This is a genomic window from Pseudomonas sp. BNK-30, assembly GCF_047456185.1.
GTDB lineage: Bacteria > Pseudomonadota > Gammaproteobacteria > Pseudomonadales > Pseudomonadaceae > Aquipseudomonas > Aquipseudomonas putida_E.
In genome coordinates, this window is the sequence record NZ_CP179904.1 from 3581538 (window position 1) to 3603010 (window position 21473).

A 21473-nucleotide genomic window follows, 5' to 3' on the forward strand; every position below is an offset into this window, starting at 1 on the left:
CGCCTGGAATCCCCAATGTCCGATCGCCTGACCCTCCTGCGTCCCGACGACTGGCACATCCATCTGCGCGATGGTGCCGTCCTGCCCCATACCGTTGGCGATGTGGCGCGTACTTTCGCCCGTGCCATCATCATGCCCAACCTGGTTCCTCCGGTACGCAATGCCGACGAAGCCGGGGCCTACCGTGAGCGCATCCTCAGTGCCCGTCCGGCCGGTAGCCGCTTCGAGCCGTTGATGGTGCTGTACCTCACCGACCGCACCAGCCCCGAGGACATCCGCGCGGCCAAGGCCAGCGGCATCGTGTACGCCGCCAAGCTGTATCCGGCCGGCGCCACCACCAACTCCGATTCCGGGGTGACCAGCATCGACAATATCTTCCCGGCCATCGAAGCGCTGGCTGAAGTCGACATGCCGTTGCTGGTGCATGGTGAAGTGACCCGCAGCGAGATCGACGTGTTCGACCGCGAAAAACGCTTCATCGACGAACACATGCGTCGCCTGGTCGAGCGCTTCCCCACGCTGAAAGTGGTGTTCGAACACATCACCACCGCCGATGCAGCGCAATTCGTCACCGAGGCGCCTGCCAACGTCGGTGCGACCATCACCGCACAGCATCTTTTGTACAACCGCAACCACATGCTGGTCGGCGGCATTCGGCCACATTTCTACTGCCTGCCGATTCTCAAGCGCAACACCCACCAGGTGGCGCTGCTGGACGCGGCCACCAGTGGCAACCCGAAGTTCTTCCTCGGCACCGACTCGGCACCCCACGCCCGCCACGCCAAGGAAGCTGCCTGCGGTTGTGCCGGTTGCTACACCGCCTATGCGGCCATCGAGATGTACGCCGAAGCCTTCGAACAGCGCAATGCGCTGGACAAACTGGAAGGTTTCGCCAGCCTGCATGGTCCGGCCTTCTACGGCCTGCCGGCAAATACCGACACGATTACCCTGGTCCGTGAAGAATGGACTGCCCCGGACAGCCTGCCGTTTGGCGAGCAGACCGTGATCCCGCTGCGCGCCGGTGAAAAACTGCGTTGGCGCCTGCTGGAGGACAACGCGTGAGCGAAGACCTCTACGAAGACGAGCAGGACGGCCAGGCCAGCAGCGGCTCGCGCCACCCGATGGCCGAGCGCTTCCGTGGCTACCTGCCGGTAGTGGTGGATGTCGAGACCGGCGGTTTCAACAGCGCCACCGATGCCCTGCTGGAAATCGCCGCAGTGACCATCGGTATGGACGAGAAGGGCTTCCTATTCCCGGAGCACACCTACTTCTACCGTGTGGAGCCGTTCGAGGGGGCCAATATCGAGGCTGCCGCGCTGGAGTTCACCGGCATCAAGCTGGACCACCCGCTGCGCATGGCGGTGAGCGAGGAAAGCGCGCTGACCGACATCTTCCGCGGCGTGCGCAAGGCACTGAAGGCCAACGGCTGCAAGCGGGCGATCCTGGTCGGCCACAACAGCAGCTTCGACCTGGGTTTCCTGAATGCGGCGGTGACGCGCAACGATCTGAAGCGCAACCCGTTCCACCCGTTCTCCAGCTTCGACACCGCCACCCTTGCTGGCCTGGCGTACGGCCAGACCGTGCTCGCAAGGGCCTGCCAGAGCGCGGACATCGACTTCGACGGCCGTGAGGCGCACTCGGCACGTTACGACACCGAGAAGACAGCCGAACTCTTCTGCGGCATCGTCAACCGCTGGAAAGAGCTGGGCGGCTGGCGCGATTTCAACGATTGAGGCGCAGAGCGGCAAGCTGCAAGCTTGCAGCAAAAAAAAACCGGCCACGAAGGCCGGTTTTTTTATGCGCTCGGCAATTACAGCTTGCCAGCGTTCTCGCTCAGGTAAGCAGCAACGCCTTCTGGCGAAGCGTTCATGCCCTTGTCGCCTTTCTTCCAGTTGGCCGGGCAGACTTCACCGTGCTCTTCGTGGAATTGCAGGGCATCGACCAGGCGCAGCAGCTCGTCCATGTTACGACCCAGCGGCAGGTCGTTGATGATCTGCGAACGGACAACGCCGTTGGTGTCGATCAGGAAGGCGCCACGGAAAGCCACGCCGCCTTCGGACTCGACGTCGTAGGCCTTGCAGATTTCGTGGGTCATGTCGGCTGCCAGGGTGTATTTGACCTGGCCGATACCGCCATTGTTGACCGGGGTGTTACGCCAGGCGTTGTGGGTGAAGTGCGAGTCGATCGAAACGCCGATCACTTCAACGTTGCGGGCCTGGAAGTCCGGAATGCGGTTGTCCAGGGCGATCAGCTCGGACGGGCATACGAAGGTGAAGTCCAGTGGGTAGAAGAACACCAGGCCGTACTTGCCCTTGATGGCCGAGGCCAGGTTGAAGCTGTCGACGATTTCGCCATTGCCCAGTACAGCCGGGACGGTGAAGTCGGGGGCTTTTTTGCCAACGAGTACGCTCATTGCAATCTCCTGATGAGGGTGAAGAACCGTTTGCCAGGCCAAGGCGGGCTTGCCCGACATCCAACAAAGGCCGACCATCATACACGGCTTCCGGTGACAGGCCGAATCCAACCGCCGGTCGCTCAAGCACGGCACTTACAGAAAGTGTTTTGACAAGCATTCTCATTACCATTACTCTCCACCCATCGACTCAACCAGCGATGGTCCGACTTTATGTATGTGTGTCTTTGTGTCGGCGTGACCGACGGACAGATCCGCGATGCGATCTATGAAGGATGCTGCAGCTACAAGGACGTCAGAGCCGCGACCAATGTCGCCAGCCAATGTGGCAAATGCGCGTGCCTGGCCAAGCAGGTAGTCCGCGAGACCCTGACCGAGCTTCAGGTGAGCCAGCAAGCCGCCCTGCCCTATCCGGTGGAATTTACTGCCGCCTGATATCGCCCAATTCGAAGAACCGGACCTCGTGTCCGGTTTTTTTATGCCTACAATTCAATAAGTTAGCGTCCCAACGCGGTTCACAAACATTCTTATTCCTATTAATTTTCACTTATTATTCAAGAACTTAGGTTTGACAGCCCTAAGTATCAGGCTCAAACTTCCCTGTATCGGCACACTTCTCAGGGCAGGAACCCGCAATGAAAGGCGACGTAAGCGTCATCCAGCATCTCAACAAGATCCTCGGAAACGAGCTGGTCGCGATCAACCAGTACTTCCTGCACGCACGCATGTACGAAGATTGGGGCCTGAACAAGCTCGGCAAGCACGAGTACAAGGAATCCATCGATGAGATGAAACACGCTGACAAGTTGATCAAGCGTATTCTCTTCCTAGAAGGCATCCCGAACGTACAGGACCTGGGCAAGCTGCTGATCGGCGAGCACACCAAGGAAATGCTCGAATGCGATCTGAAGATCGAGCAGAAAGGCCTGGTCGATCTCAAAGCCGCCATCGCCCACTGCGAAACCGTCGGTGACTTCGGCTCGCGTGAACTGCTTGAAGACATCCTCGAATCCGAGGAAGAACACATTGACTGGCTGGAAACTCAATTGAGCCTGATCGACAAGATCACCATCGAGAACTACCTGCAGTCGCAGATGGGCGAAGAGTAAATTCCGGCCCCATAAAAAAACCCGCCATGAGCGGGTTTTTTCATGCTTGCCGAAAGATCAGGCTTCGGAAGCCTTGGCCTTGGCAGCGGCGTCCTTGATCAGTGTCTGCAGCTCACCGTTCTCGAACATCTCCAGCATGATGTCGCTACCGCCGACCAGCTCGCCAGCTACCCACAGTTGCGGGAAGGTCGGCCAGTTGGCGTATTTAGGCAGGTTGGCGCGGATTTCCGGGTTCTGCAGGATATCCACGTAAGCAAACTTTTCGCCACAACCCATCACAGCTTGCGATGCCTTGGCCGAGAACCCGCATTGCGGGGCATTCGGCGAGCCCTTCATGTAAAGCAGAATGGTGTTGTTGGCAATCTGCTCTTTGATCGTTTCGATGATATCCATGGAACACCTCGTCTGAACTTTCCGACTCGATGGTCGGCACGGTGACGCATTGTATCGGAAACCTGAGCCTAATGCTCGGCATTGCCGGTGCTCAGGCGGCGCTCACGTGCACGGGTACGCCATTGAGCGCCGCATTCCCGGAAACAGCGTCACGCAGACGCTCATCGGTCAGGTCATTGGCACTGATGCCGGGTTGCGCCTGGGCGATCTGCAGGTTGACGCCCTGGCGGCCATGACCAAAGCCATGCGGCAGGCTGACCACACCAGGCATGATGTCCTCACAGGCCTGCACCTCGACTTCCAGGTCACCGGTGCGCGAACGGATGCGTACCCGCTGGCCATCCTCCAACTGCCGCTGGCGCATGTCCTGCGGATGCATCAACAACTGATGGCGTGGCTTGCCTTTGACCAGGCGATGGTAGTTGTGCATCCACGAGTTGTTGCTGCGTACATGGCGACGCCCGATAAGCAGCAAATCACCCGCTACTGCCGGTACGCATTCGGCCAACCGGCGCAAGTCCTCCAGCACAATCTGGGGCGCCGCCTCCACGGCGTTGCTGGCAGTCGCCAGGCGCCCTCGCAGATTAGCGCCCAAGGGGCCCAGATCGAGGCCATGAGGGTATTGATCAAGCGTTTCAAGCGAAAGCTTGCGGGGACTTTCGTCGCCATAGCGGCCCTTGCGCAACGCCAGGTCGATCATCTGCGCAGGTGCCATGGTCGGTTTCAGTTCCAGTTCTGCACGCTTGGCAAAGGCTTGCGCCAGGCCAACGAAAATTTCCCAGTCGTGCAAGGCGCCTGCAGGCTTGGCCAGTATGGCCCGGTTGAAGCGGGTGACATTACGCACAGCCAGCAGGTTGAAGGTGCTGTCGTAATGGTCGTTTTCCAGTGCCGAAGTAGACGGCAGGATCAGGTCGGCGTGGCGGGTCGTCTCGTTGATGTAAAGGTCGATGCTGAGCATGAACTCCAGCCCCTGCAGCGCCGCATCCAACTGCCTGCCATTGGGGGTGGACAGCACCGGGTTACCGGCGACGGTCACCAGGGCCCGCACCTGCCCCTCGCCGGGCGTGAGCATTTCCTCGGCCAGGGCCGCCACGGGCAGCTCACCAGCGTATTCGGGCAACCCCGACACGCGGCTCTGCCAGGCATTGAAATGCCCGCCCGAGGTGCTCGCCACCAGGTCCACGGCAGGCTCGGTGCACAGCGCACCGCCTCGACGATCCAGGTTGCCGGTTACCAGATTGATGACTTGCACCAGCCAGTGGCACAAGGTGCCGAAAGCCTGTGTCGACACGCCCATGCGGCCATAGCAGACCGCCTTGTCGGCAGCGGCGAAATCCCGTGCCAACTGCCGAATGCTGGCAGCATCGATGCCGCACTGGGCGCTCATGGCTTCGGCGGTGAACGGCTTGATCGCCGTGCGCACCTGCTCCAGGCCATTGACCGGCAGATGCGAACCACGCGCCAGGCCTTCATCGAAGAGGGTATTGAGCAAACCGCACAGCAGCGCCGCATCGCCGCCGGGGCGCACGAACAGGTGCCGGTCGGCCATGGCGGCAGTTTCACTGCGTCGCGGGTCCACCACAACCAGTTGCCCGCCTCTCGCTTTCAAGGCCTTGAGGCGCTTTTCCACATCCGGCACGGTCATGATGCTGCCATTGGAGGCCAAAGGATTGCCCCCGAGGATCAGCATGAAATCGGTGTGATCGATGTCCGGGATCGGCAACAGCAGGCCGTGGCCATACATCAGGTAGCTGGTCAGGTGCTGAGGCAACTGGTCCACAGAGGTGGCGGAAAAACGGTTACGTGTCTTGAGCAGCCCCAGGAAGTAATTGCTGTGGGTCATCAAGCCGTAGTTGTGCACGCTCGGGTTACCCTGGTAAACCGCCACCGCGTTACGCCCATGTGCCTGCTGTATCGACCACAGCTTATCGGCGGCCAAGGCAAAAGCCTCCTCCCAGCTGATGGCCTGCCATCGCTCACCCACCCGTCGATGCGGTTGGCGCAGGCGGTCCGGGTCATCCTGGATATCCTGCAAAGCCACGGCCTTGGGGCAGATGTGGCCACGGCTGAACGGGTCCTGGGGGTCGCCCTTGATTGCACTGATGCGCGCCTCCCCGTCGCTTTCATGGCTGACTTCGATGTTCAGCCCGCAGATCGCCTCACACAGGTGGCAGGCACGGTGATGCAGGGTCTTGGTCATGGCTGCCTCTGCCTTGCAATTGTTGAAAACCGACTATGCCCCCTGCCCTTGCACCCTGCCAGCGCGCTTCGCAGCGTGAATCTCCCGACATCAGGCGCACGATTTGCGACAGCCATTTGCCAAATTGCCAGCAAGCCGTGTACAACCTCTGTAGCAAATAAAAAACAGCGCAGGCTCAAGGGGTAATGACACCCTTTGCAACAGAGCCGCTGTTCCCCCTCTTGGTTTTAGGCGACATTTAATTATAGTATTGCGCCTTTCCCTATTTCGTCCGCCCCGTGCGGCTTACGCCGCAGGTCACTCCCGTTGTCAAAAAAACCATACGGTCGACCTGCATACCGTTGCAGATAAGGTAGTCAATCATGAGCGCAAGGCACTTTCTCTCCCTGCTGGATTTCACCACCGACGAATTGCTCGGTGTGATCCGCCGAGGCATCGAGCTGAAGGACCTGCGCAAGCGCGGCGTGCTGTTCGAACCGCTGAAAAACCGTGTCCTGGGCATGATCTTCGAAAAATCCTCCACCCGGACCCGGGTGTCGTTCGAAGCCGGCATGATCCAGCTCGGTGGCCAGGCTATCTTCCTGTCGCCACGCGACACACAGCTGGGCCGGGGCGAACCGATCAGCGACAGCGCCATCGTGCTGTCGAGCATGGTCGATGCGGTGATGATCCGCACCCACGCGCACAGCACCCTCACCGAGTTCGCCGCCAATTCACGCGTACCGCTGATCAATGGCCTTTCCGATGAGTCGCACCCCTGCCAATTGCTGGCCGACATGCAGACGTTCCACGAGCACCGTGGCGCTATCCAGGGCAAGACCGTGGCCTGGATCGGCGATGGTTTCAATATGTGCAACTCGTACATCGAGGCTGCCCGGCAGTTCGATTTCCAGCTGCGCATCGCCTGCCCGGAAGGTTATGACCCTGACCCACGCTTCATGGCACTGGGCGCAGACCGCGTGCAGATCATCCGCGATCCGCGTGAAGCCGTACGTGGAGCGCATCTGGTGACCACCGATGTCTGGACTTCCATGGGCCAAGAAGAGGAAACTGCACGGCGCCTGGCGCATTTCGCGCCTTACCAGGTCACCCGCGAACTGCTTGACCTGGCGGCACCCGATGCCCTGTTCATGCACTGCCTGCCCGCCCACCGCGGCGAGGAAATCAGCCATGACCTGCTCGACGACCCCCGTTCGGTCGCGTGGGACCAGGCTGAAAACCGCCTGCATGCACAGAAGGCCCTTCTCGAATTCCTTGTCGAACCGGCTTACCACCACGCATGAGTCAACCCCTACTGCTCAACCTGCGCAACCTCGCCTGCGGCTACGGCGACCAGCGCATCGTCCAGAACCTCAACCTGCACCTGAACGCAGGCGACATCGGTTGCCTGCTGGGTTCGTCGGGTTGCGGCAAGACCACCACCCTGCGCGCCATCGCCGGCTTCGAGCCGGTACACGAAGGTGAGATCCAGCTCGCAGGCGAGGTCATTTCCCGCGCCGGTTTCACCCTGTCCCCGGAGAAGCGCCGCATAGGCATGGTGTTCCAGGACTATGCACTGTTCCCGCACCTGACCGTGGCGCAAAACATCGCCTTCGGCATCGCCAAGCACCCATCCCAGGGGCAGGTGGTCGAAGAAATGCTCGAGCTGGTCAAGCTCGGTGGCCTCGGCGGGCGGTACCCGCACGAGCTCTCAGGCGGCCAGCAACAGCGCGTGGCCCTGGCCCGGGCGCTGGCCCCCGAGCCGCAATTGCTGCTGCTGGACGAGCCGTTTTCCAACCTGGACGTCGAATTGCGCCGACGCCTGAGCCACGAAGTCCGTGACATCCTCAAAAGCCGTGGTACCAGCGCGATTCTGGTTACCCATGACCAAGAAGAAGCCTTCGCGGTCAGCGACCATGTGGGCGTGTTCAAGGAAGGCCGCCTGGAGCAGTGGGACACGCCCTACAACCTCTACCATGAGCCGCAGACGCCATTCGTCGCCAGTTTCATCGGCCAGGGTTATTTCATCCGTGGCCAGATGAGCAGCCATGAGTCAGTCAACACCGAGCTCGGAGAGCTGCGGGGTAACCGCGCCTACATCATGGCCCCCGGCAGCTCGGTAGACGTGCTGCTGCGCCCTGACGATATCGTCCCTGACGCCGACAGCGCACTGCGCGCAAGCATCGTCGGCAAGAGTTTCCTGGGCGCATCGACACTGTACCGCCTGCAATTGCCGACAGGCAGCCAGCTGGAAGCGATCTTCCCGAGCCATATCGATCACCAAATTGGCGAGCAGGTCGGCATTACCGTCAAAGCTGACCACCTGGTGCTGTTCCCGGTACCCGGCAGTGTCGCGGCGCAGTTGCCACGGCAGGAAAACGGAGTGCGTCGCTACAGCTCGGCGACCTGATTCAGCAACGTGGGGCTGCCAGGCGACCCCTGCGCAGCTCAACCCCGACCGATACCGGCGAAGGTGCCCTGGGTCTGCTCGGCCAGTACAGCAGCAGCCAGTTCCACTTCCAACCCCCGTCGCCCGGCACTGACATGGATGGTGGCAAAGTTCTGCGCCGAATCGTCGATGAAGGTGCGCAGACGCTTTTTCTGCCCCAGCGGACTGATTCCGCCCACCAGGTAACCTGTGGCACGCTGAGCTGCCGCGGGGTCGGCCATCTCGCATTTCTTCACGCCTGCGGCATGGGCAAGCGCCTTGAGGTCCAGCGTGCCCACAACAGGCACCACGGCCACCAGCAACTCGCCCTTCTCACTACAGGCCAACAAGGTCTTGAACACCTGCTGCGGTTCCAGCCCCAGTTTTTCAGCCGCCTCCAGCCCATAAGACGCCGACTTTGGATCGTGTTCATAACTGTGCACGCGATGTTGCGCGCGCGCCTTTTTCAAAAGATCGAGGGCCGGGGTCATGCAGTGCTCCGCTCCGAGACAATTCGGCGGCTACTTTAGGACAAATCCTACACTCCAGCCAGTTCACAGCTGACACGCCGCTCTAGCGTGGGATTCGCGCCCGCATTCAACGCTCATATCGTGACCGATCGTTCACTTTCGACCTTTGACATAAGCGTTTCTTGTCTATATTTTTTCGTTTCTGAATAAATGGTGCACTTTTTAAGTGCATTCCTACATGCGCCCGGGGTCAATGGGGATGGACGCCGGGCTTTGCTGTCGAGCGCTTAGCGCCTCACAACAAAAAAAAAGAGGTCATACATGACGACTGCTCTACGCGAACCTACGCTGTCCAGCCAATGCCTGGCCGAATTCCTCGGCACGGCGCTGCTCATCTTTTTCGGCACAGGATGCGTCGCCGCCCTCAAGGTCGCGGGCGCCAGCTTTGGACTGTGGGAAATCAGCATCATCTGGGGCGTCGGCGTGAGCATGGCGATCTACTTCACCGCCGGTATATCAGGTGCGCACCTGAACCCGGCCGTCAGCATCGCCCTTACCCTGTTCGCAAGCTTCGACAAACGCAAACTGCCGTTCTACATGCTGGCCCAGGTTTGCGGCGCCTTCTGCGGCGCGGCGCTGGTCTACACCCTGTACAGCAACCTGTTCTTCGATTTCGAACAAACCCATGCCATGCTGCGCGGCAGTAGCGAAAGCCTGGAACTGGCGGCGGTGTTCTCCACCTACCCACACCCTTCGCTTTCCACCGCACAGGCGTTCCTGGTCGAAGTGGTGATCACTGCAATCCTGATGGCGGTCATCATGGCCCTGACCGACGACAACAACGGCCTGCCCCGTGGTGCGATGGCACCGCTGCTGATCGGCCTGTTGATCGCCGTGATCGGTAGCGCCATGGGCCCGCTGACCGGCTTTGCGATGAACCCGGCCCGCGATTTCGGGCCCAAACTGATGACCTTCCTGGCCGGCTGGGGCGAAATCGCCTTCACTGGCGGTCGGGATATCCCTTATTTCCTGGTTCCGGTGTTCGCGCCGATCTTCGGCGCTTGCCTGGGTGCTGCGACCTATCGTGGCTTGATCGCCCGCAACCTGCCGACGGCACCAAGCGCGAACCCAGAGACAAACGGCAATCGCCAGGGCGATACTCAAGCCAACTGATGCTGGCGCCCTGACTTCCTCATTTTGCAAGGCCTATGACCATGACAGATACCCAGGACAAGAACTACATCATCGCCCTGGACCAGGGCACCACCAGCTCGCGGGCCATCATCTTTGACCGCGACGCCAATGTGGTCGGCACCTCCCAGCGCGAGTTCGCCCAGCATTATCCACAAGCCGGCTGGGTCGAACACGACCCGATGGAGATCTTCGCCACACAGAGCGCGACCATGGTCGAAGCCTTGGCACAGGCCGGCATCAGCCATGCGCAGGTCGCCGCACTGGGCATCACCAACCAGCGTGAAACCACAGTGGTATGGGACAAGGAAACCGGCCGCCCGGTGTACAACGCCATCGTCTGGCAGTGCCGGCGCAGTACAGAGATCTGCGCACAACTCAAGCGCGACGGGCATGAACAATACATTCGCGAAACCACCGGCCTGGTCACCGATCCGTACTTCTCCGGCACCAAGCTCAAGTGGATCCTCGACAATGTAGAGGGCGTACGTGAGCGGGCCGAACGCGGCGAACTGTTGTTCGGTACCGTGGATACCTGGCTTATCTGGAAGTTTTCCGGCGGCAAGGTGCATGTCACCGACTACACCAATGCCTCGCGCACGTTGATGTTCAACATCCACAGCCTGCAGTGGGATGAAACGATGCTCGACATTCTCGGCATCCCGCGCCAGATGCTGCCCCAGGTGCGCCCGTCTTCCGAAGTCTACGGCCACACCAAGAGCGGCATAGCCATTGCCGGTATCGCCGGTGACCAGCAGTCCGCGCTGTTCGGCCAGATGTGCGTGGAACCCGGTCAGGCCAAGAACACCTATGGCACGGGTTGTTTCCTGCTGATGAACACGGGCGACAAAGCCGTAACCTCCTCCCACGGCCTGCTGACCACCATTGCCTGCGGGCCACGTGGCGAAGTGGCCTATGCCCTGGAAGGCGCAGTGTTCAACGGTGGTTCCACCGTGCAATGGCTGCGCGACGAACTCAAGATCGTCAACGATGCCCTGGACACCGAGTACTTCGCCAGCAAGGTCAAGGACAGCAACGGGGTTTACCTTGTGCCCGCCTTCACCGGCCTGGGCGCACCGTACTGGGACCCTTACGCCCGCGGCGCGCTGTTCGGCCTGACGCGCGGGGTGAAAGTCGACCACATCATCCGTGCTGCGCTGGAGTCGATCGCCTACCAGACCCGCGACGTACTGGACGCCATGCAGCAGGACTGCGGCCAACGCCTGTCCGAGTTGCGTGTCGACGGTGGCGCGGTGGCCAACAATTTCCTCATGCAATTCCAGGCCGACATTCTCGGCACCTGTGTGGAACGCCCGAAAATGCGCGAAACCACTGCCCTTGGCGCCGCTTACCTGGCGGGCCTGGCCTGTGGTTTCTGGAGTGGCCTGGACGAGTTGCGTGACAAGGCGATCATCGAGCGCGAGTTCAGCCCGCAACTCGATGAAGCGAAGAAGGAAAAACTGTACGCCGGCTGGCGCAAAGCCGTCGAGCGTACCCGCGACTGGGAAGATCACGAGGCCTGATCGCCCTGGGCAGGGGCTGCTTCGCGGCCCCCGTCACCCCACGGCCTACTGGCCGTAGTCCCTTTCCTACGGCATCATTGCAGAATTTGTCCGGCAGCCCATAAGGACCGCCCATGAATCTGCCCCCACGCCAACAACAAATCCTCGAGCTGGTACGCGAACGCGGCTACGTCAGCATCGAAGAAATGGCGCAGCTGTTCGTCGTCACCCCGCAAACCATCCGTCGCGACATCAACCAGCTCGCCGAGCTCAATCTGCTGCGCCGCTACCACGGTGGCGCCGCCTATGATTCGAGTATCGAGAACACTGCTTACGCCATGCGCGCCGACCAGATGCGCGACGAAAAACAGCGTATTGCCGACGCCGTGGCCCGGCAAATTCCTGACCATGCCTCGCTGTTCATCAACATCGGCACCACCACCGAATCGATTGCCCGGGCGCTGCTCAACCACAACCACCTGAAGGTCATCACCAACAACCTGCACGTTGCTGCGATCCTTGCCGCCAAGGATGATTTCGAAGTATTGGTCGCAGGCGGCACAGTACGCCGTGACGGGGGCGTGGTTGGCCAGGCGAGCGTCGATTTCATCAGCCAGTTCAAGGTCGACTTCGCCTTGGTCGGCATCAGCGGTATCGATGAAGACGGTAGCCTGCTGGACTTCGACTACCAGGAAGTACGGGTTTCCCAAGCAATCATCGCCAACGCCCGTCAGGTCATCCTGGCTGCCGACTCCAGCAAATTCGGGCGTAACGCCATGGTACGCCTGGGCTCGATCAGCCTGGTCGATTGCCTGGTGACCGACCAGCAGCCATCCCCTGCACTGGGTGAGTTGCTCAACCAGTACAAGATCCGGCTCGAGGTGGTTTAAACCGCAAGCGGGTCCAGAAGGGCCCGCGATTTTCGATATTGTTCATTTTATTGTCATCTCATCAGTTTTTTCTATAAACACTGACTGGCGATGGCCGTTCTGTTGCGCTAGTATTTTCGGAAACGAACATTAATGTTCATATTCGATGTGAACAGCCCCAGGAGGCCTTGCCCGTGTCCCAGCCCGTTTCGTCCCAGCCCCTACTTGCCGATTGCTATGATCTTGCCGTGATCGGCGGTGGCATCAACGGCGTGGGCATTGCTGCCGACGCCGCCGGGCGTGGCCTCAAGGTCTTCCTCTGCGAAAAGGACGACTTGGCCCAGCACACCTCCTCGGCCAGCAGCAAGCTGATCCATGGCGGCCTGCGCTACCTGGAACACTATGAATTCCGCCTGGTCCGCGAGGCACTGGCCGAGCGCGAAGTGCTACTGGCCAAGGCACCGCACATCGTCAAACCAATGCGCTTCGTGCTGCCGCACCGCCCGCACCTGCGCCCGGCCTGGATGATCCGTGCCGGCCTGTTCCTCTACGATCACCTGGGCAAGCGCAAGCGCCTGGGCGCCTCGCGCAGCCTGCGCTTTGGCCCGGGCTACCCGCTCAAGCCGGCCATCACCCGCGGTTTCGAATATGCAGACTGCGCGGTAGACGACGCCCGCCTGGTAGTACTCAATGCCATGGCTGCACGCGAGCAAGGTGCGCACATTCATACCCGCACCCGCTGCCTGCGCGCAGAACGTGTCGATGGCCTGTGGCAGGTAGAGCTGCAGCATGCCGACGGCAGCCTGCAGACGATTCGCGCGCGTGCCTTGGTCAACGCCGCCGGTCCGTGGGTCGCCCGGTTCATCAAGGATGACCTCAAACTCGATGCACCGTACGGCATACGCTTGATCCAGGGCAGCCACCTCATCGTGCCGCGCCTGTACGAGGGGGATCACGCCTACATCCTGCAGAACGAGGACCAACGCATTGTCTTCTGCATCCCCTACCTGGACCGCTTCACCCTGATCGGCACCACCGATCGCGAATACAGCGGCGATCCGGCCAAGGTGGCGATCACCGGGCAGGAAACCGACTATCTGCTCAAAGTGGTCAACGCACACTTCAATCATCAGTTGAGCCCCAGCGATATCCTGCACACCTACTCTGGCGTGCGGCCGCTGTGCAACGACGAATCGGACAACCCGTCCGCAGTCACGCGTGACTACACCCTCGCGCTGTCCACGACCCAAGGCGAGGCGCCGTTGCTGTCCGTGTTTGGCGGCAAGCTGACCACATACCGCAAGCTTGCAGAATCGGCCATGGCAGAACTCAAGCCGTTCTTCACCCAGATGGGCAAAAGCTGGACAGCCAGCGCCACACTGCCAGGTGGTGAAGACATGAGTACACCTCAGGCACTGGTCGACGACCTGCTTGCGCGCCATCAATGGCTCGCGCCGGACATCGCCAAGCGCTGGGCGGTAACCTACGGCAGCCGCACCTGGCAATTGCTGGAAGGTGTGAGCGGCCCGCAGGATCTGGGCCAAGCGATTGGGGGTGGCCTCTTCACCCGTGAAGTCGATTACCTGCGCCAAACCGAATGGGCCGTCAGCAGTCAGGATATTCTCTGGCGCAGGACCAAGCTGGGCCTGTTCACCAGCGAGAGTGAACAGCGCGCACTGGCTGACTACCTGGCACAGGGCAACGCACGCAGCAACGCCGCCTGAACCTTGTAGGGCGACCGCATGGCGGTCGCCCTACGCTCAGGCTTCCCGCCCATACGCCTCTTTTGCCAATGCCAGGTAAAGGGCCCGTTCCTCGCTATTGAGCGCTTCCATCAATGCCGCAGCGTGCTCAAGGTACTGCTGCTCACCCGACTCGCCAGCCTGACGCTCATAGGCTTCCAGCTGTTCATGATACGGCGCGGCCAGGGCTTCGAAGCGCTCGGGATTGAGATTGCGCACAAACCCTTGCCAAAACTCTCGTTGCGCCAGTGCATTGCTTAACACGTCGATGTTTTCACCGGCGATGACGGTATTGCCCGCCCGCATGATCCGTGTGCGCGTGAGCTCCTGATAAAGAGGCAGCAAGCTCAACATGTGCTTTTCATGCAGGGGTGTTATTTAAAGCTGACGCCACGGACTCTGCGAGGCGCCCACCGTTCGGATTGCCGAACGCAATAGAGGCACTCATTCGGCGTTCCGACCACGTGGCTTTGCGCAAAAACCTTCATATAGGGTTCATGCCCAGGCTTTTCGCGGGGTTATGATCATTGTGAGAGCTTGGCACGAGTCATGCTCTACACTTGGAAGCCGAATGCACAACGCTTCATGCTGCATGCGTTGAACGAAAGAGTCCGCCAACGGCTCCATAAAAAAAACAAACACGTCGAGGAAAATTTGATGCGTATCGTTCGTCAATTGCTGGGGGCCGCCATCGCGGCTGCAGTCATCGCTTCGCCCGCCATGGCCGAGGAGCTGACCGGCACCCTGAAGAAGATCAAGGAGTCGGGCACCATCACCCTGGGGCACCGTGACTCCTCCATTCCGTTTTCCTACCTGGCTGGCAAGCCGCAACCCGTGGGTTACTCCCATGACATCCAGCTGGCAGTGGTCGAAGCCCTGAAGAAACAACTGGGTACTGACATCAAGGTCCGTTACAACCTGGTCACTTCGCAAACCCGTATCCCGCTGGTGCAGAACGGCACCGTCGACCTGGAATGCGGCTCCACCACCAACAACGTCGAGCGCCAGCAGCAGGTCGCCTTCTCGGTGGGTATCTTCGAAGTCGGCACGCGCCTGCTGACCAAGGTCAAGGATGGTCAGCCGTCCTATAAAGACTTCCCGGATCTGGCCGGCAAGAACGTGGTGACCACCGCCGGCACCACCTCCGAGCGCATCCTCAAGGCGATGAACGCCGACAAGCAGATGAAGATGAACGTGATTTCCGCCAAGGACCACGGTGAAGCCTTCAACATGCTTGAAAGCAACCGTGCCGTGGCCTTCATGATGGACGACGCTCTGCTGGCCGGTGAAATGGCCAAAGCGCGCAAGCCTGCGGACTGGGTGATCACCGGAACGCCACAGTCTTACGAGATCTATGGCTGCATGATGCGCAAGGGCGACGAGACCTTCAAGAAAGCCGTCGACGATGCCATCGTGGGCTATTTCAAGTCGGGCGAAGTCAACAAGAGCTACGACAAGTGGTTCCAGCAGCCGATTCCGCCAAAAGGCCTGAACCTTCAGTTCCCGATGAGCGACGAACTGAAAAAGCTGATCGCCGAGCCGACCGACAAGGCCGCAGACGAGAAGAAATCCTGATCCTCAGTTAGTGGCCTGGTGCGCAAGCGCACGAATCAACGCTGCAAGCCACTCATTAGTGTCTAACCTTTCATCCGAGGGCGCCAAGCGCCCCCGGATGCTCGAAGGTGCCCGTGAAACAACCGTCTGAGGGGAAATCCCGATGAATTACAACTGGGACTGGGGCGTGTTCTTCAAGTCCACCGGCGTGGGCAGCGAAACCTATCTGGACTGGTACATCACCGGCCTGGGCTGGACCATCGCCATCGCCATTTCCGCCTGGATCATCGCGCTGCTGCTGGGCTCGCTCCTTGGCGTCATGCGTACCGTGCCGAACCGCCTGGTATCGGGTATCGCAACCGCCTACGTGGAGCTGTTCCGCAACGTGCCGCTGCTGGTGCAACTGTTCATCTGGTACTTCCTGGTACCAGACCTGCTGCCTGAGGGCCTGCAGGTATGGTTCAAGCAGGACCTCAACCCGACCACCTCGGCATTGATCAGCGTGGTCATCTGCCTGGGCCTGTTCACCGCAGCCCGCGTCTGCGAACAGGTACGCACCGGCATCCAGGCACTGCCGCGCGGTCAGGAAGCTGCCGCCCGCGCCATGGGCTTCAGCCTGCCGCAGATCTATAACAACGTGCTGTTGCCTCAAGCGTACCGGATCATCATTCCGCCGCTCACCTCCGAGTTCCTCAACGTGTTCAAGAACTCTTCGGTAGCCTCGCTGATCGGCCTGATGGAGCTGCTGGCACAGACCAAGCAGACCGCTGAGTTTTCCGCCAACCTGTTCGAGGCGTTCACCCTGGCCACGCTGATCTACTTCACCCTGAACATGGGCCTGATGCTGCTGATGCGCCTGGTCGAGAAAAAAGTCGCCGTGCCTGGCCTGATTTCCGTGGGGGGCAAGTAAATGGAAATGGATTTCAGCGAAATCATCCCGGCCCTGCCCGCCCTCTGGGAAGGTATGGTCATGACCCTCAAGCTGATGGTCATGGGCGTGATCGGCGGTATCGTGCTGGGCACACTCCTGGCATTGATGCGCTTGTCGTCGAACAAGCTGCTCTCGAACATCGCCGGTGCCTACGTCAACTACTTCCGCTCGATCCCGCTGCTGCTGGTGATCACCTGGTTCTATCTGGCGGTGCCGTTCGTGCTGCGCTGGATCACCGGCGAGGACACCCCGGTGGGTGCCTTCACCTCCTGCGTGGTCGCCTTCATGATGTTCGAGGCCGCGTACTTTTGCGAAATCGTCCGCGCCGGCGTGCAGTCGATCTCCAAAGGCCAGATGGGCGCGGCACAGGCACTGGGCATGAACTACGCCCAGACCATGCGCCTGATCATCCTGCCCCAGGCCTTCCGCAAGATGACCCCGCTGCTGCTGCAGCAGAGCATCATCCTGTTCCAGGACACCTCGCTGGTCTACACCGTGGGCCTGGTGGACTTCCTCAACTCGGCACGTTCCAACGGCGACATCATCGGGCGCTCCCATGAGTTCCTGATCTTCGCCGGGGTCGTCTACTTCCTCATCAGCTTCTCCGCTTCGTGGCTGGTCAAGCGCCTGCAAAAAAGGATCACCGTATGATTTCCATCAAGAACGTCAACAAGTGGTACGGCGACTTCCAGGTACTGACCGACTGCAGCACCGAGGTCAAGAAAGGTGAAGTGGTGGTGGTGTGCGGCCCTTCGGGCTCGGGTAAGTCCACGCTGATCAAGTGCGTCAACGCCCTGGAGCCGTTCCAGAAGGGCGACATCGTGGTCGATGGCACCTCGATTGCCAACCCCAAGACCAACCTGCCCAAATTGCGCTCGCGGGTCGGCATGGTGTTCCAGCACTTCGAGCTGTTCCCGCACCTGACCATCACCGAGAACCTGACCATCGCCCAGCGCAAGGTACTGGGCCGCAGCGAAGCGGAGGCCACCAAGAAGGGCCTGGCCCTGCTCGAACGGGTCGGCCTCAGCGCCCATGCCAAGAAGCACCCCGGCCAGCTCTCTGGTGGCCAGCAGCAACGTGTGGCGATCGCCCGCGCCCTGGCCATGGACCCGATCGTCATGCTGTTCGACGAGCCGACCTCTGCGCTGGACCCGGAAATGGTCAGCGAGGTGCTGGATGTGATGGTGCAGCTGGCCAACGAAGGCATGACCATGATGTGCGTGACCCACGAGATGGGCTTTGCCCGCAAGGTCGCCAACCGGGTCATCTTCATGGACAAAGGCTGCATCATCGAAGACTGCACCAAGGAAGAGTTCTTCGGTGACCAGGGTACCCGCGACCAACGCACCCAGCACTTCCTCAGCAAGATCCTGCAACACTAAGCCGGCCACAGTATCTGCTGCCCCGGGCCCCACCGGGCAGCGGATGCTGGTCGTGACAAGGCCACTGTGATGAAATGCGACCCCTCGCTACTTCTCCCTGCCAAGCCTGCCGTGAAATCCCGCCTGATCCGCCAATTGCTGCTGCCGCCCCTGATCATCCTGCTGATGGTCGGGCTGGGCCTGTCTGGCTACCTGATCAGCGAAAGCAATGGCATACGCGCCCTTAGTGAAAACGGCGAGCGCCAGCTGGAGTTGCACGCGCGTACGGTCGAGAGTGAAATCAGCAAGTACACCTACCTGCCGAGCCTGCTGGAGCTGGAAGACAGCGTCTCGCACCTGCTCACCGACCCAGACGGCGGCTCACGCCAGGCCGTCAACGAATACCTCGAAGGCCTCAACCGCCGCAGCCGCAGCCGGGCTATCTTCGTGCTCGATACCAATGGCCGGGTACAGGCCACCAGCAACTGGCGCGATGCCGACTCGTTCCTCGGTGAAGACCTGTCCTTCCGCGCCTATTTCCAGACCGCCGTGCGCGGCGAGCCGGGCCGTTTCTACGGCATTGGCAGCACCACCGGCGAGGCCGGCTATTACCTGGCCCATGGCCTGGAAGAACACGGCAAGATCATCGGCGTGGCGGTGATCAAGGTGCGCCTGGACACCTTGGAAGAACGCTGGCAACGCGCCCGCCTGGAAGCGTTCGTCAGCGACGAAAACGGCATCATCATCCTCTCCAGCGACCCGGCGCGGCGCCTGAAGTCGGTGCGCCCCATGACCCCGCAGATCAAGGAGCGCCTGGCGCGCAGCCTGCAATATTACTGGTGGCCGCTGAACGAGCTGCAGCCGCTGGCCCGCGAGACGCTGGCCGATGGCGTAGAGAAGCTGACCTTCCCGGCCAACAGTGAAACCGCCCACGGCAAAGCGCAGGAGGTGGCCTACCTGGCGCAAACCCGGCGCCTGGTGGATACCCCCTGGCATTTCACCCTGCTCACTCCCCTGCAGGACCTGCGCCGCGAATCGATGGTGCAAGGCATTCTGGTAGGCGTGGCGTTCGCCCTGCTGGCGATCCTGGGTATCGCCTGGAACGAGCGGCGCAAGGTGATCGCCACCCGCCTGGCTGCACGCGAAGCGCTCGAAGAAGCCAACAGCCAGCTGGAGCGGCGCATTGCCGAGCGCACCGCCGACCTGCGCGCCAGCAACGAAAGGCTCAAGGGGCAGATCCGTGAACGCCGTCACGCCGAGCAAACCCTGCGCCACGCCCAGGACGAACTGGTTCAGGCCGGCAAATTGGCAGCCATCGGGCAGATGTCCACCAGCATCGCCCACGAGCTCAACCAGCCGCTGGCGGCGCTGCGGACACTGTCCGGCAACACCGTGCGCTTTCTCGAACGCGGCGCGCTGGACACCGCCAGTACCAACCTGCGCACCATGAACGAACTGATCGACCGCATGGGCCGCATCACCGCCAGCCTGCGTTCGTTCGCCCGGCGTGGTGACGACCGCGGCCAGGCATCGCTGGCCAAGGCCGTGGAGGCCACCTTGCAGGTGCTGGCCAGTCGCATCAGTGGCTGCCACCTGAAGCTGCACAGCCAGTTCGACGACCTGCAACTGGCCATTGACCAGACCCGCCTGGAGCAGATTCTGGTCAACCTGATCGGCAATGCCCTGGACGCCATGGCTGCCCAGCCGGCACCTGAGCTTTGGCTGGAAGGCGAGTTGCAAGGCGACAAGTACCGCCTGCGGGTACGCGACAATGGCCACGGCATCGATGACGAGGCGCGCAAGCACCTGTTCGAACCCTTCTTCACCACCAAACCGGGCGAACACGGCCTGGGCCTGGGCCTGACCCTGTCGGCGAGCCTTGCCGCCGCCGCCAAGGGCAGCCTCAACGTCGAGCACCCTGTCAGTGGCGGAACGGCCTTCGTTCTCGCCCTGCCGCTGGTGTCCCCCCCTAATGAATCGGCAGAGCTCCCATGAACCAAGCGCCTCTTACCGTCCTGATCGTTGAAGACGACCCGCATGTGCTGCTCGGCTGCCAGCAGGCGCTGGCCCTGGAAGACATCGCCTGCGAGGGTGTCGGTAGCGCCGAACAGGCGCTGGAACGGATCGGTGATGACTTCGCCGGCATCGTCGTCAGTGACATCCGCCTGCCGGGCATCGACGGCCTGGAACTGCTCAACCGCCTCAAGGCGCGCGACCGCAGCCTGCCGGTGGTACTGATCACCGGCCATGGCGATATCGACATGGCCGTCGGCGCCATGCGCAATGGTGCCTACGACTTCATGGAGAAGCCCTTTTCGCCGGAACGCCTGGTCGACGTGGTGCGCCGCGCGCTCGAACAGCGCGGGCTATCGCGCGAAGTGCTGGCCCTGCGCCGCCAACTGGCCGAACAGAGCAGCCTGGAAGGCCGCATCATCGGCCGCTCGCCCGCCATGGAGCAATTGCGTGAGCTGATCGCTAACGTTGCCGACACCTCGGCCAACGTGCTGATCGAAGGCGAGACCGGTACCGGCAAAGAGCTGGTCGCCCGTTGCCTGCACGATTTCAGCCGGCGCCAGAACCAACCGTTTGTGGCGCTCAATTGTGGCGGCCTGCCGGAAAACCTGTTCGAGAGCGAAATCTTTGGCCACGAGGCCAACGCTTTCACCGGCGCAGGCAAGCGCCGTATCGGCAAGATCGAGCACGCCAATGGCGGTACCTTGTTCCTCGATGAAGTCGAGAGCATGCCGATCAACCTGCAGATCAAACTGCTGCGGGTACTGCAGGAGCGCACCCTGGAGCGCCTGGGCTCGAACCAGAGCATTGCGGTGGACTGCCGGGTGATCGCCGCAACCAAGGCCGACCTCGACCAGCTCGGCCAGAGTGGGCAGTTCCGCAGCGACCTGTACTACCGCCTCAACGTGGTAACCCTGGAGTTGCCGCCACTGCGCGAGCGCCGTGAAGATATCCTGCAACTGTTCGAACACTTCCTGCAGCAGTCGGCGCTGCGCTTCGACCGGGACATGCCGACACTGGACAGCCAGACCCTGTCGCGCCTGATGGCCCATGACTGGCCCGGCAATGTGCGGGAACTGCGCAACGTTGCCGAGCGCTATGCCCTGGGCCTGCCAGCGTTCAAGAAAGGCCCGAGCGGTGGCGCCAGCCAAGGGTTGGGCTTTGCCGAAGCGGTAGAGGCGTTCGAGCGCAATCTGCTCAGCGATGCCCTGCAACGCACCGGCGGCAACCTCAGCCAGGCCAGCCAGGAGCTGGGCATGGCCAAGACCACGCTGTTCGACAAAGTGAAAAAGTACGGGCTGGGCTGAACGTCTGCGAG

General features: G+C 61.2%; 21 protein-coding genes. 16 read left to right on the plus strand and 5 right to left on the minus strand.

What is annotated here, in order from left to right; genetic code table 11:
* Positions 1-15 precede the first annotated feature (15 nt).
* The gene (gene pyrC, locus ACMGGN_RS16660) at positions 16-1062 is read left to right on the plus strand and encodes a dihydroorotase (protein WP_204919891.1); all 1047 of its coding nucleotides are present in this window, start codon (positions 16-18) and stop codon (positions 1060-1062) included.
* Positions 1059-1733, plus strand: coding sequence for a ribonuclease T (rnt, locus tag ACMGGN_RS16665; protein WP_414156138.1), 675 nt, complete (start codon positions 1059-1061; stop codon positions 1731-1733). The genes pyrC and rnt overlap by 4 nt, the downstream gene beginning before the upstream one ends.
* Before the next feature lie 77 nt (positions 1734-1810).
* Here the strand turns inward: rnt and ACMGGN_RS16670 are convergent, their stop codons facing one another.
* Positions 1811-2413, minus strand: a complete 603-nt coding sequence (locus ACMGGN_RS16670; protein ID WP_012273884.1) for a peroxiredoxin — start codon at positions 2411-2413, stop codon at positions 1811-1813.
* A gap of 213 nt (positions 2414-2626) precedes the next feature.
* Between ACMGGN_RS16670 and ACMGGN_RS16675 the strand changes: the two genes are divergently transcribed.
* Complete coding sequence (locus tag ACMGGN_RS16675; protein WP_039601808.1) at positions 2627-2848, plus strand: bacterioferritin-associated ferredoxin; 222 nt, start codon at positions 2627-2629, stop codon at positions 2846-2848.
* A gap of 200 nt (positions 2849-3048) precedes the next feature.
* Complete coding sequence (gene bfr / locus ACMGGN_RS16680) at positions 3049-3522, plus strand: bacterioferritin (protein WP_046787762.1); 474 nt, start codon at positions 3049-3051, stop codon at positions 3520-3522.
* A gap of 57 nt (positions 3523-3579) precedes the next feature.
* Here bfr and grxD read toward each other — a convergent pair whose 3' ends face one another.
* Complete coding sequence (gene grxD, locus ACMGGN_RS16685) at positions 3580-3915, minus strand: Grx4 family monothiol glutaredoxin (RefSeq protein ID WP_012313029.1); 336 nt, start codon at positions 3913-3915, stop codon at positions 3580-3582.
* Positions 3916-4006: 91 nt separating this feature from the next.
* Entirely contained in the window at positions 4007-6115 is a 2109-nt protein-coding gene (locus ACMGGN_RS16690; RefSeq protein WP_204919889.1) for a molybdopterin oxidoreductase family protein, read from the minus strand.
* 362 nt (positions 6116-6477) lie between these two features.
* On the opposite strand from ACMGGN_RS16690, the gene argF reads away from it, so the two are divergent.
* The gene (gene argF, locus ACMGGN_RS16695; RefSeq protein ID WP_046787764.1) at positions 6478-7398 is read left to right on the plus strand and encodes an ornithine carbamoyltransferase; all 921 of its coding nucleotides are present in this window, start codon (positions 6478-6480) and stop codon (positions 7396-7398) included.
* Positions 7395-8504 carry an ABC transporter ATP-binding protein gene (locus ACMGGN_RS16700; protein WP_046787765.1) on the plus strand — a complete coding sequence of 370 codons (1110 nt, stop codon included), beginning with the start codon at positions 7395-7397 and terminating at the stop codon, positions 8502-8504. Before argF ends, ACMGGN_RS16700 begins: the two co-directional genes overlap by 4 nt.
* 38 nt (positions 8505-8542) lie before the next feature.
* On the opposite strand, the gene ybaK is transcribed toward ACMGGN_RS16700, so the two are convergent.
* Positions 8543-9013, minus strand: coding sequence for a Cys-tRNA(Pro) deacylase (ybaK, locus tag ACMGGN_RS16705; protein WP_046787766.1), 471 nt, complete (start codon positions 9011-9013; stop codon positions 8543-8545).
* 300 nt (positions 9014-9313) lie between these two features.
* Between ybaK and ACMGGN_RS16710 the strand changes: the two genes are divergently transcribed.
* From ACMGGN_RS16710 to glpD, 4 genes are all read left to right on the plus strand, one after another.
* Positions 9314-10165: an MIP/aquaporin family protein gene (locus ACMGGN_RS16710; protein ID WP_046787767.1), complete on the plus strand. Its 852-nt coding sequence runs from the start codon at positions 9314-9316 to the stop codon at positions 10163-10165.
* A 41-nt stretch (positions 10166-10206) separates the two neighbouring features.
* Positions 10207-11706 carry a glycerol kinase GlpK gene (glpK, locus tag ACMGGN_RS16715; protein WP_046787768.1) on the plus strand — a complete coding sequence of 500 codons (1500 nt, stop codon included), beginning with the start codon at positions 10207-10209 and terminating at the stop codon, positions 11704-11706.
* Positions 11707-11819: 113 nt separating this feature from the next.
* Positions 11820-12575 (plus strand): DNA-binding transcriptional repressor GlpR, encoded by a 756-nt coding sequence (gene glpR, locus ACMGGN_RS16720; RefSeq protein WP_115273715.1) that lies wholly within the window; start codon positions 11820-11822, stop codon positions 12573-12575.
* A gap of 173 nt (positions 12576-12748) precedes the next feature.
* Positions 12749-14278, plus strand: coding sequence for a glycerol-3-phosphate dehydrogenase (gene glpD, locus ACMGGN_RS16725; protein WP_115273714.1), 1530 nt, complete (start codon positions 12749-12751; stop codon positions 14276-14278).
* A gap of 36 nt (positions 14279-14314) precedes the next feature.
* On the opposite strand, the gene ACMGGN_RS16730 is transcribed toward glpD, so the two are convergent.
* A complete protein-coding gene (locus tag ACMGGN_RS16730) occupies positions 14315-14650 on the minus strand; it encodes a hypothetical protein (protein WP_196914255.1) in 336 nt (111 codons plus the stop codon).
* A 303-nt stretch (positions 14651-14953) separates the two neighbouring features.
* On the opposite strand from ACMGGN_RS16730, the gene ACMGGN_RS16735 reads away from it, so the two are divergent.
* The 6 genes from ACMGGN_RS16735 (at position 14954) to ACMGGN_RS16760 (ending at position 21462) form a co-directional block, all read left to right on the plus strand.
* A complete protein-coding gene (locus ACMGGN_RS16735) occupies positions 14954-15871 on the plus strand; it encodes a glutamate/aspartate ABC transporter substrate-binding protein (protein ID WP_115273713.1) in 918 nt (305 codons plus the stop codon).
* A gap of 142 nt (positions 15872-16013) precedes the next feature.
* The gene (locus ACMGGN_RS16740) at positions 16014-16760 is read left to right on the plus strand and encodes an amino acid ABC transporter permease (RefSeq protein ID WP_046787772.1); all 747 of its coding nucleotides are present in this window, start codon (positions 16014-16016) and stop codon (positions 16758-16760) included.
* Complete coding sequence (locus ACMGGN_RS16745) at positions 16761-17432, plus strand: amino acid ABC transporter permease (RefSeq protein WP_012313017.1); 672 nt, start codon at positions 16761-16763, stop codon at positions 17430-17432.
* Positions 17429-18163, plus strand: coding sequence for an amino acid ABC transporter ATP-binding protein (locus tag ACMGGN_RS16750; protein WP_119688360.1), 735 nt, complete (start codon positions 17429-17431; stop codon positions 18161-18163). Before ACMGGN_RS16745 ends, ACMGGN_RS16750 begins: the two co-directional genes overlap by 4 nt.
* A 69-nt stretch (positions 18164-18232) precedes the next feature.
* On the plus strand, positions 18233-20137 hold the full coding sequence (locus tag ACMGGN_RS16755) for a sensor histidine kinase (protein ID WP_174142055.1): 1905 nt from the start codon (positions 18233-18235) through the stop codon (positions 20135-20137).
* Complete coding sequence (locus ACMGGN_RS16760) at positions 20134-21462, plus strand: sigma-54-dependent transcriptional regulator (RefSeq protein WP_046787775.1); 1329 nt, start codon at positions 20134-20136, stop codon at positions 21460-21462. Before ACMGGN_RS16755 ends, ACMGGN_RS16760 begins: the two co-directional genes overlap by 4 nt.
* The last annotated feature ends 11 nt before the right edge of the window (positions 21463-21473 follow it).

What these genes read in the sequence shown, in the direction of transcription:
- pyrC (WP_204919891.1), top strand. Translation starts at nt 16, where the DNA reads ATGTCCGATCGCCTGACCCTCCTGCGTCCCGACGACTGGCACATCCAT.
- ACMGGN_RS16670 (WP_012273884.1), bottom strand. Translation starts at nt 2,413, where the DNA reads ATGAGCGTACTCGTTGGCAAAAAAGCCCCCGACTTCACCGTCCCGGCT.
- ACMGGN_RS16675 (WP_039601808.1), top strand. Translation starts at nt 2,627, where the DNA reads ATGTATGTGTGTCTTTGTGTCGGCGTGACCGACGGACAGATCCGCGAT.
- bfr (WP_046787762.1), top strand. Translation starts at nt 3,049, where the DNA reads ATGAAAGGCGACGTAAGCGTCATCCAGCATCTCAACAAGATCCTCGGA.
- grxD (WP_012313029.1), bottom strand. Translation starts at nt 3,915, where the DNA reads ATGGATATCATCGAAACGATCAAAGAGCAGATTGCCAACAACACCATT.
- ACMGGN_RS16690 (WP_204919889.1), bottom strand. Translation starts at nt 6,115, where the DNA reads ATGACCAAGACCCTGCATCACCGTGCCTGCCACCTGTGTGAGGCGATC.
- argF (WP_046787764.1), top strand. Translation starts at nt 6,478, where the DNA reads ATGAGCGCAAGGCACTTTCTCTCCCTGCTGGATTTCACCACCGACGAA.
- ACMGGN_RS16700 (WP_046787765.1), top strand. Translation starts at nt 7,395, where the DNA reads ATGAGTCAACCCCTACTGCTCAACCTGCGCAACCTCGCCTGCGGCTAC.
- ybaK (WP_046787766.1), bottom strand. Translation starts at nt 9,013, where the DNA reads ATGACCCCGGCCCTCGATCTTTTGAAAAAGGCGCGCGCGCAACATCGC.
- ACMGGN_RS16710 (WP_046787767.1), top strand. Translation starts at nt 9,314, where the DNA reads ATGACGACTGCTCTACGCGAACCTACGCTGTCCAGCCAATGCCTGGCC.
- glpK (WP_046787768.1), top strand. Translation starts at nt 10,207, where the DNA reads ATGACAGATACCCAGGACAAGAACTACATCATCGCCCTGGACCAGGGC.
- glpR (WP_115273715.1), top strand. Translation starts at nt 11,820, where the DNA reads ATGAATCTGCCCCCACGCCAACAACAAATCCTCGAGCTGGTACGCGAA.
- ACMGGN_RS16730 (WP_196914255.1), bottom strand. Translation starts at nt 14,650, where the DNA reads ATGTTGAGCTTGCTGCCTCTTTATCAGGAGCTCACGCGCACACGGATC.
- ACMGGN_RS16735 (WP_115273713.1), top strand. Translation starts at nt 14,954, where the DNA reads ATGCGTATCGTTCGTCAATTGCTGGGGGCCGCCATCGCGGCTGCAGTC.
- ACMGGN_RS16740 (WP_046787772.1), top strand. Translation starts at nt 16,014, where the DNA reads ATGAATTACAACTGGGACTGGGGCGTGTTCTTCAAGTCCACCGGCGTG.
- ACMGGN_RS16745 (WP_012313017.1), top strand. Translation starts at nt 16,761, where the DNA reads ATGGAAATGGATTTCAGCGAAATCATCCCGGCCCTGCCCGCCCTCTGG.
- ACMGGN_RS16750 (WP_119688360.1), top strand. Translation starts at nt 17,429, where the DNA reads ATGATTTCCATCAAGAACGTCAACAAGTGGTACGGCGACTTCCAGGTA.
- ACMGGN_RS16755 (WP_174142055.1), top strand. Translation starts at nt 18,233, where the DNA reads ATGAAATGCGACCCCTCGCTACTTCTCCCTGCCAAGCCTGCCGTGAAA.
- ACMGGN_RS16760 (WP_046787775.1), top strand. Translation starts at nt 20,134, where the DNA reads ATGAACCAAGCGCCTCTTACCGTCCTGATCGTTGAAGACGACCCGCAT.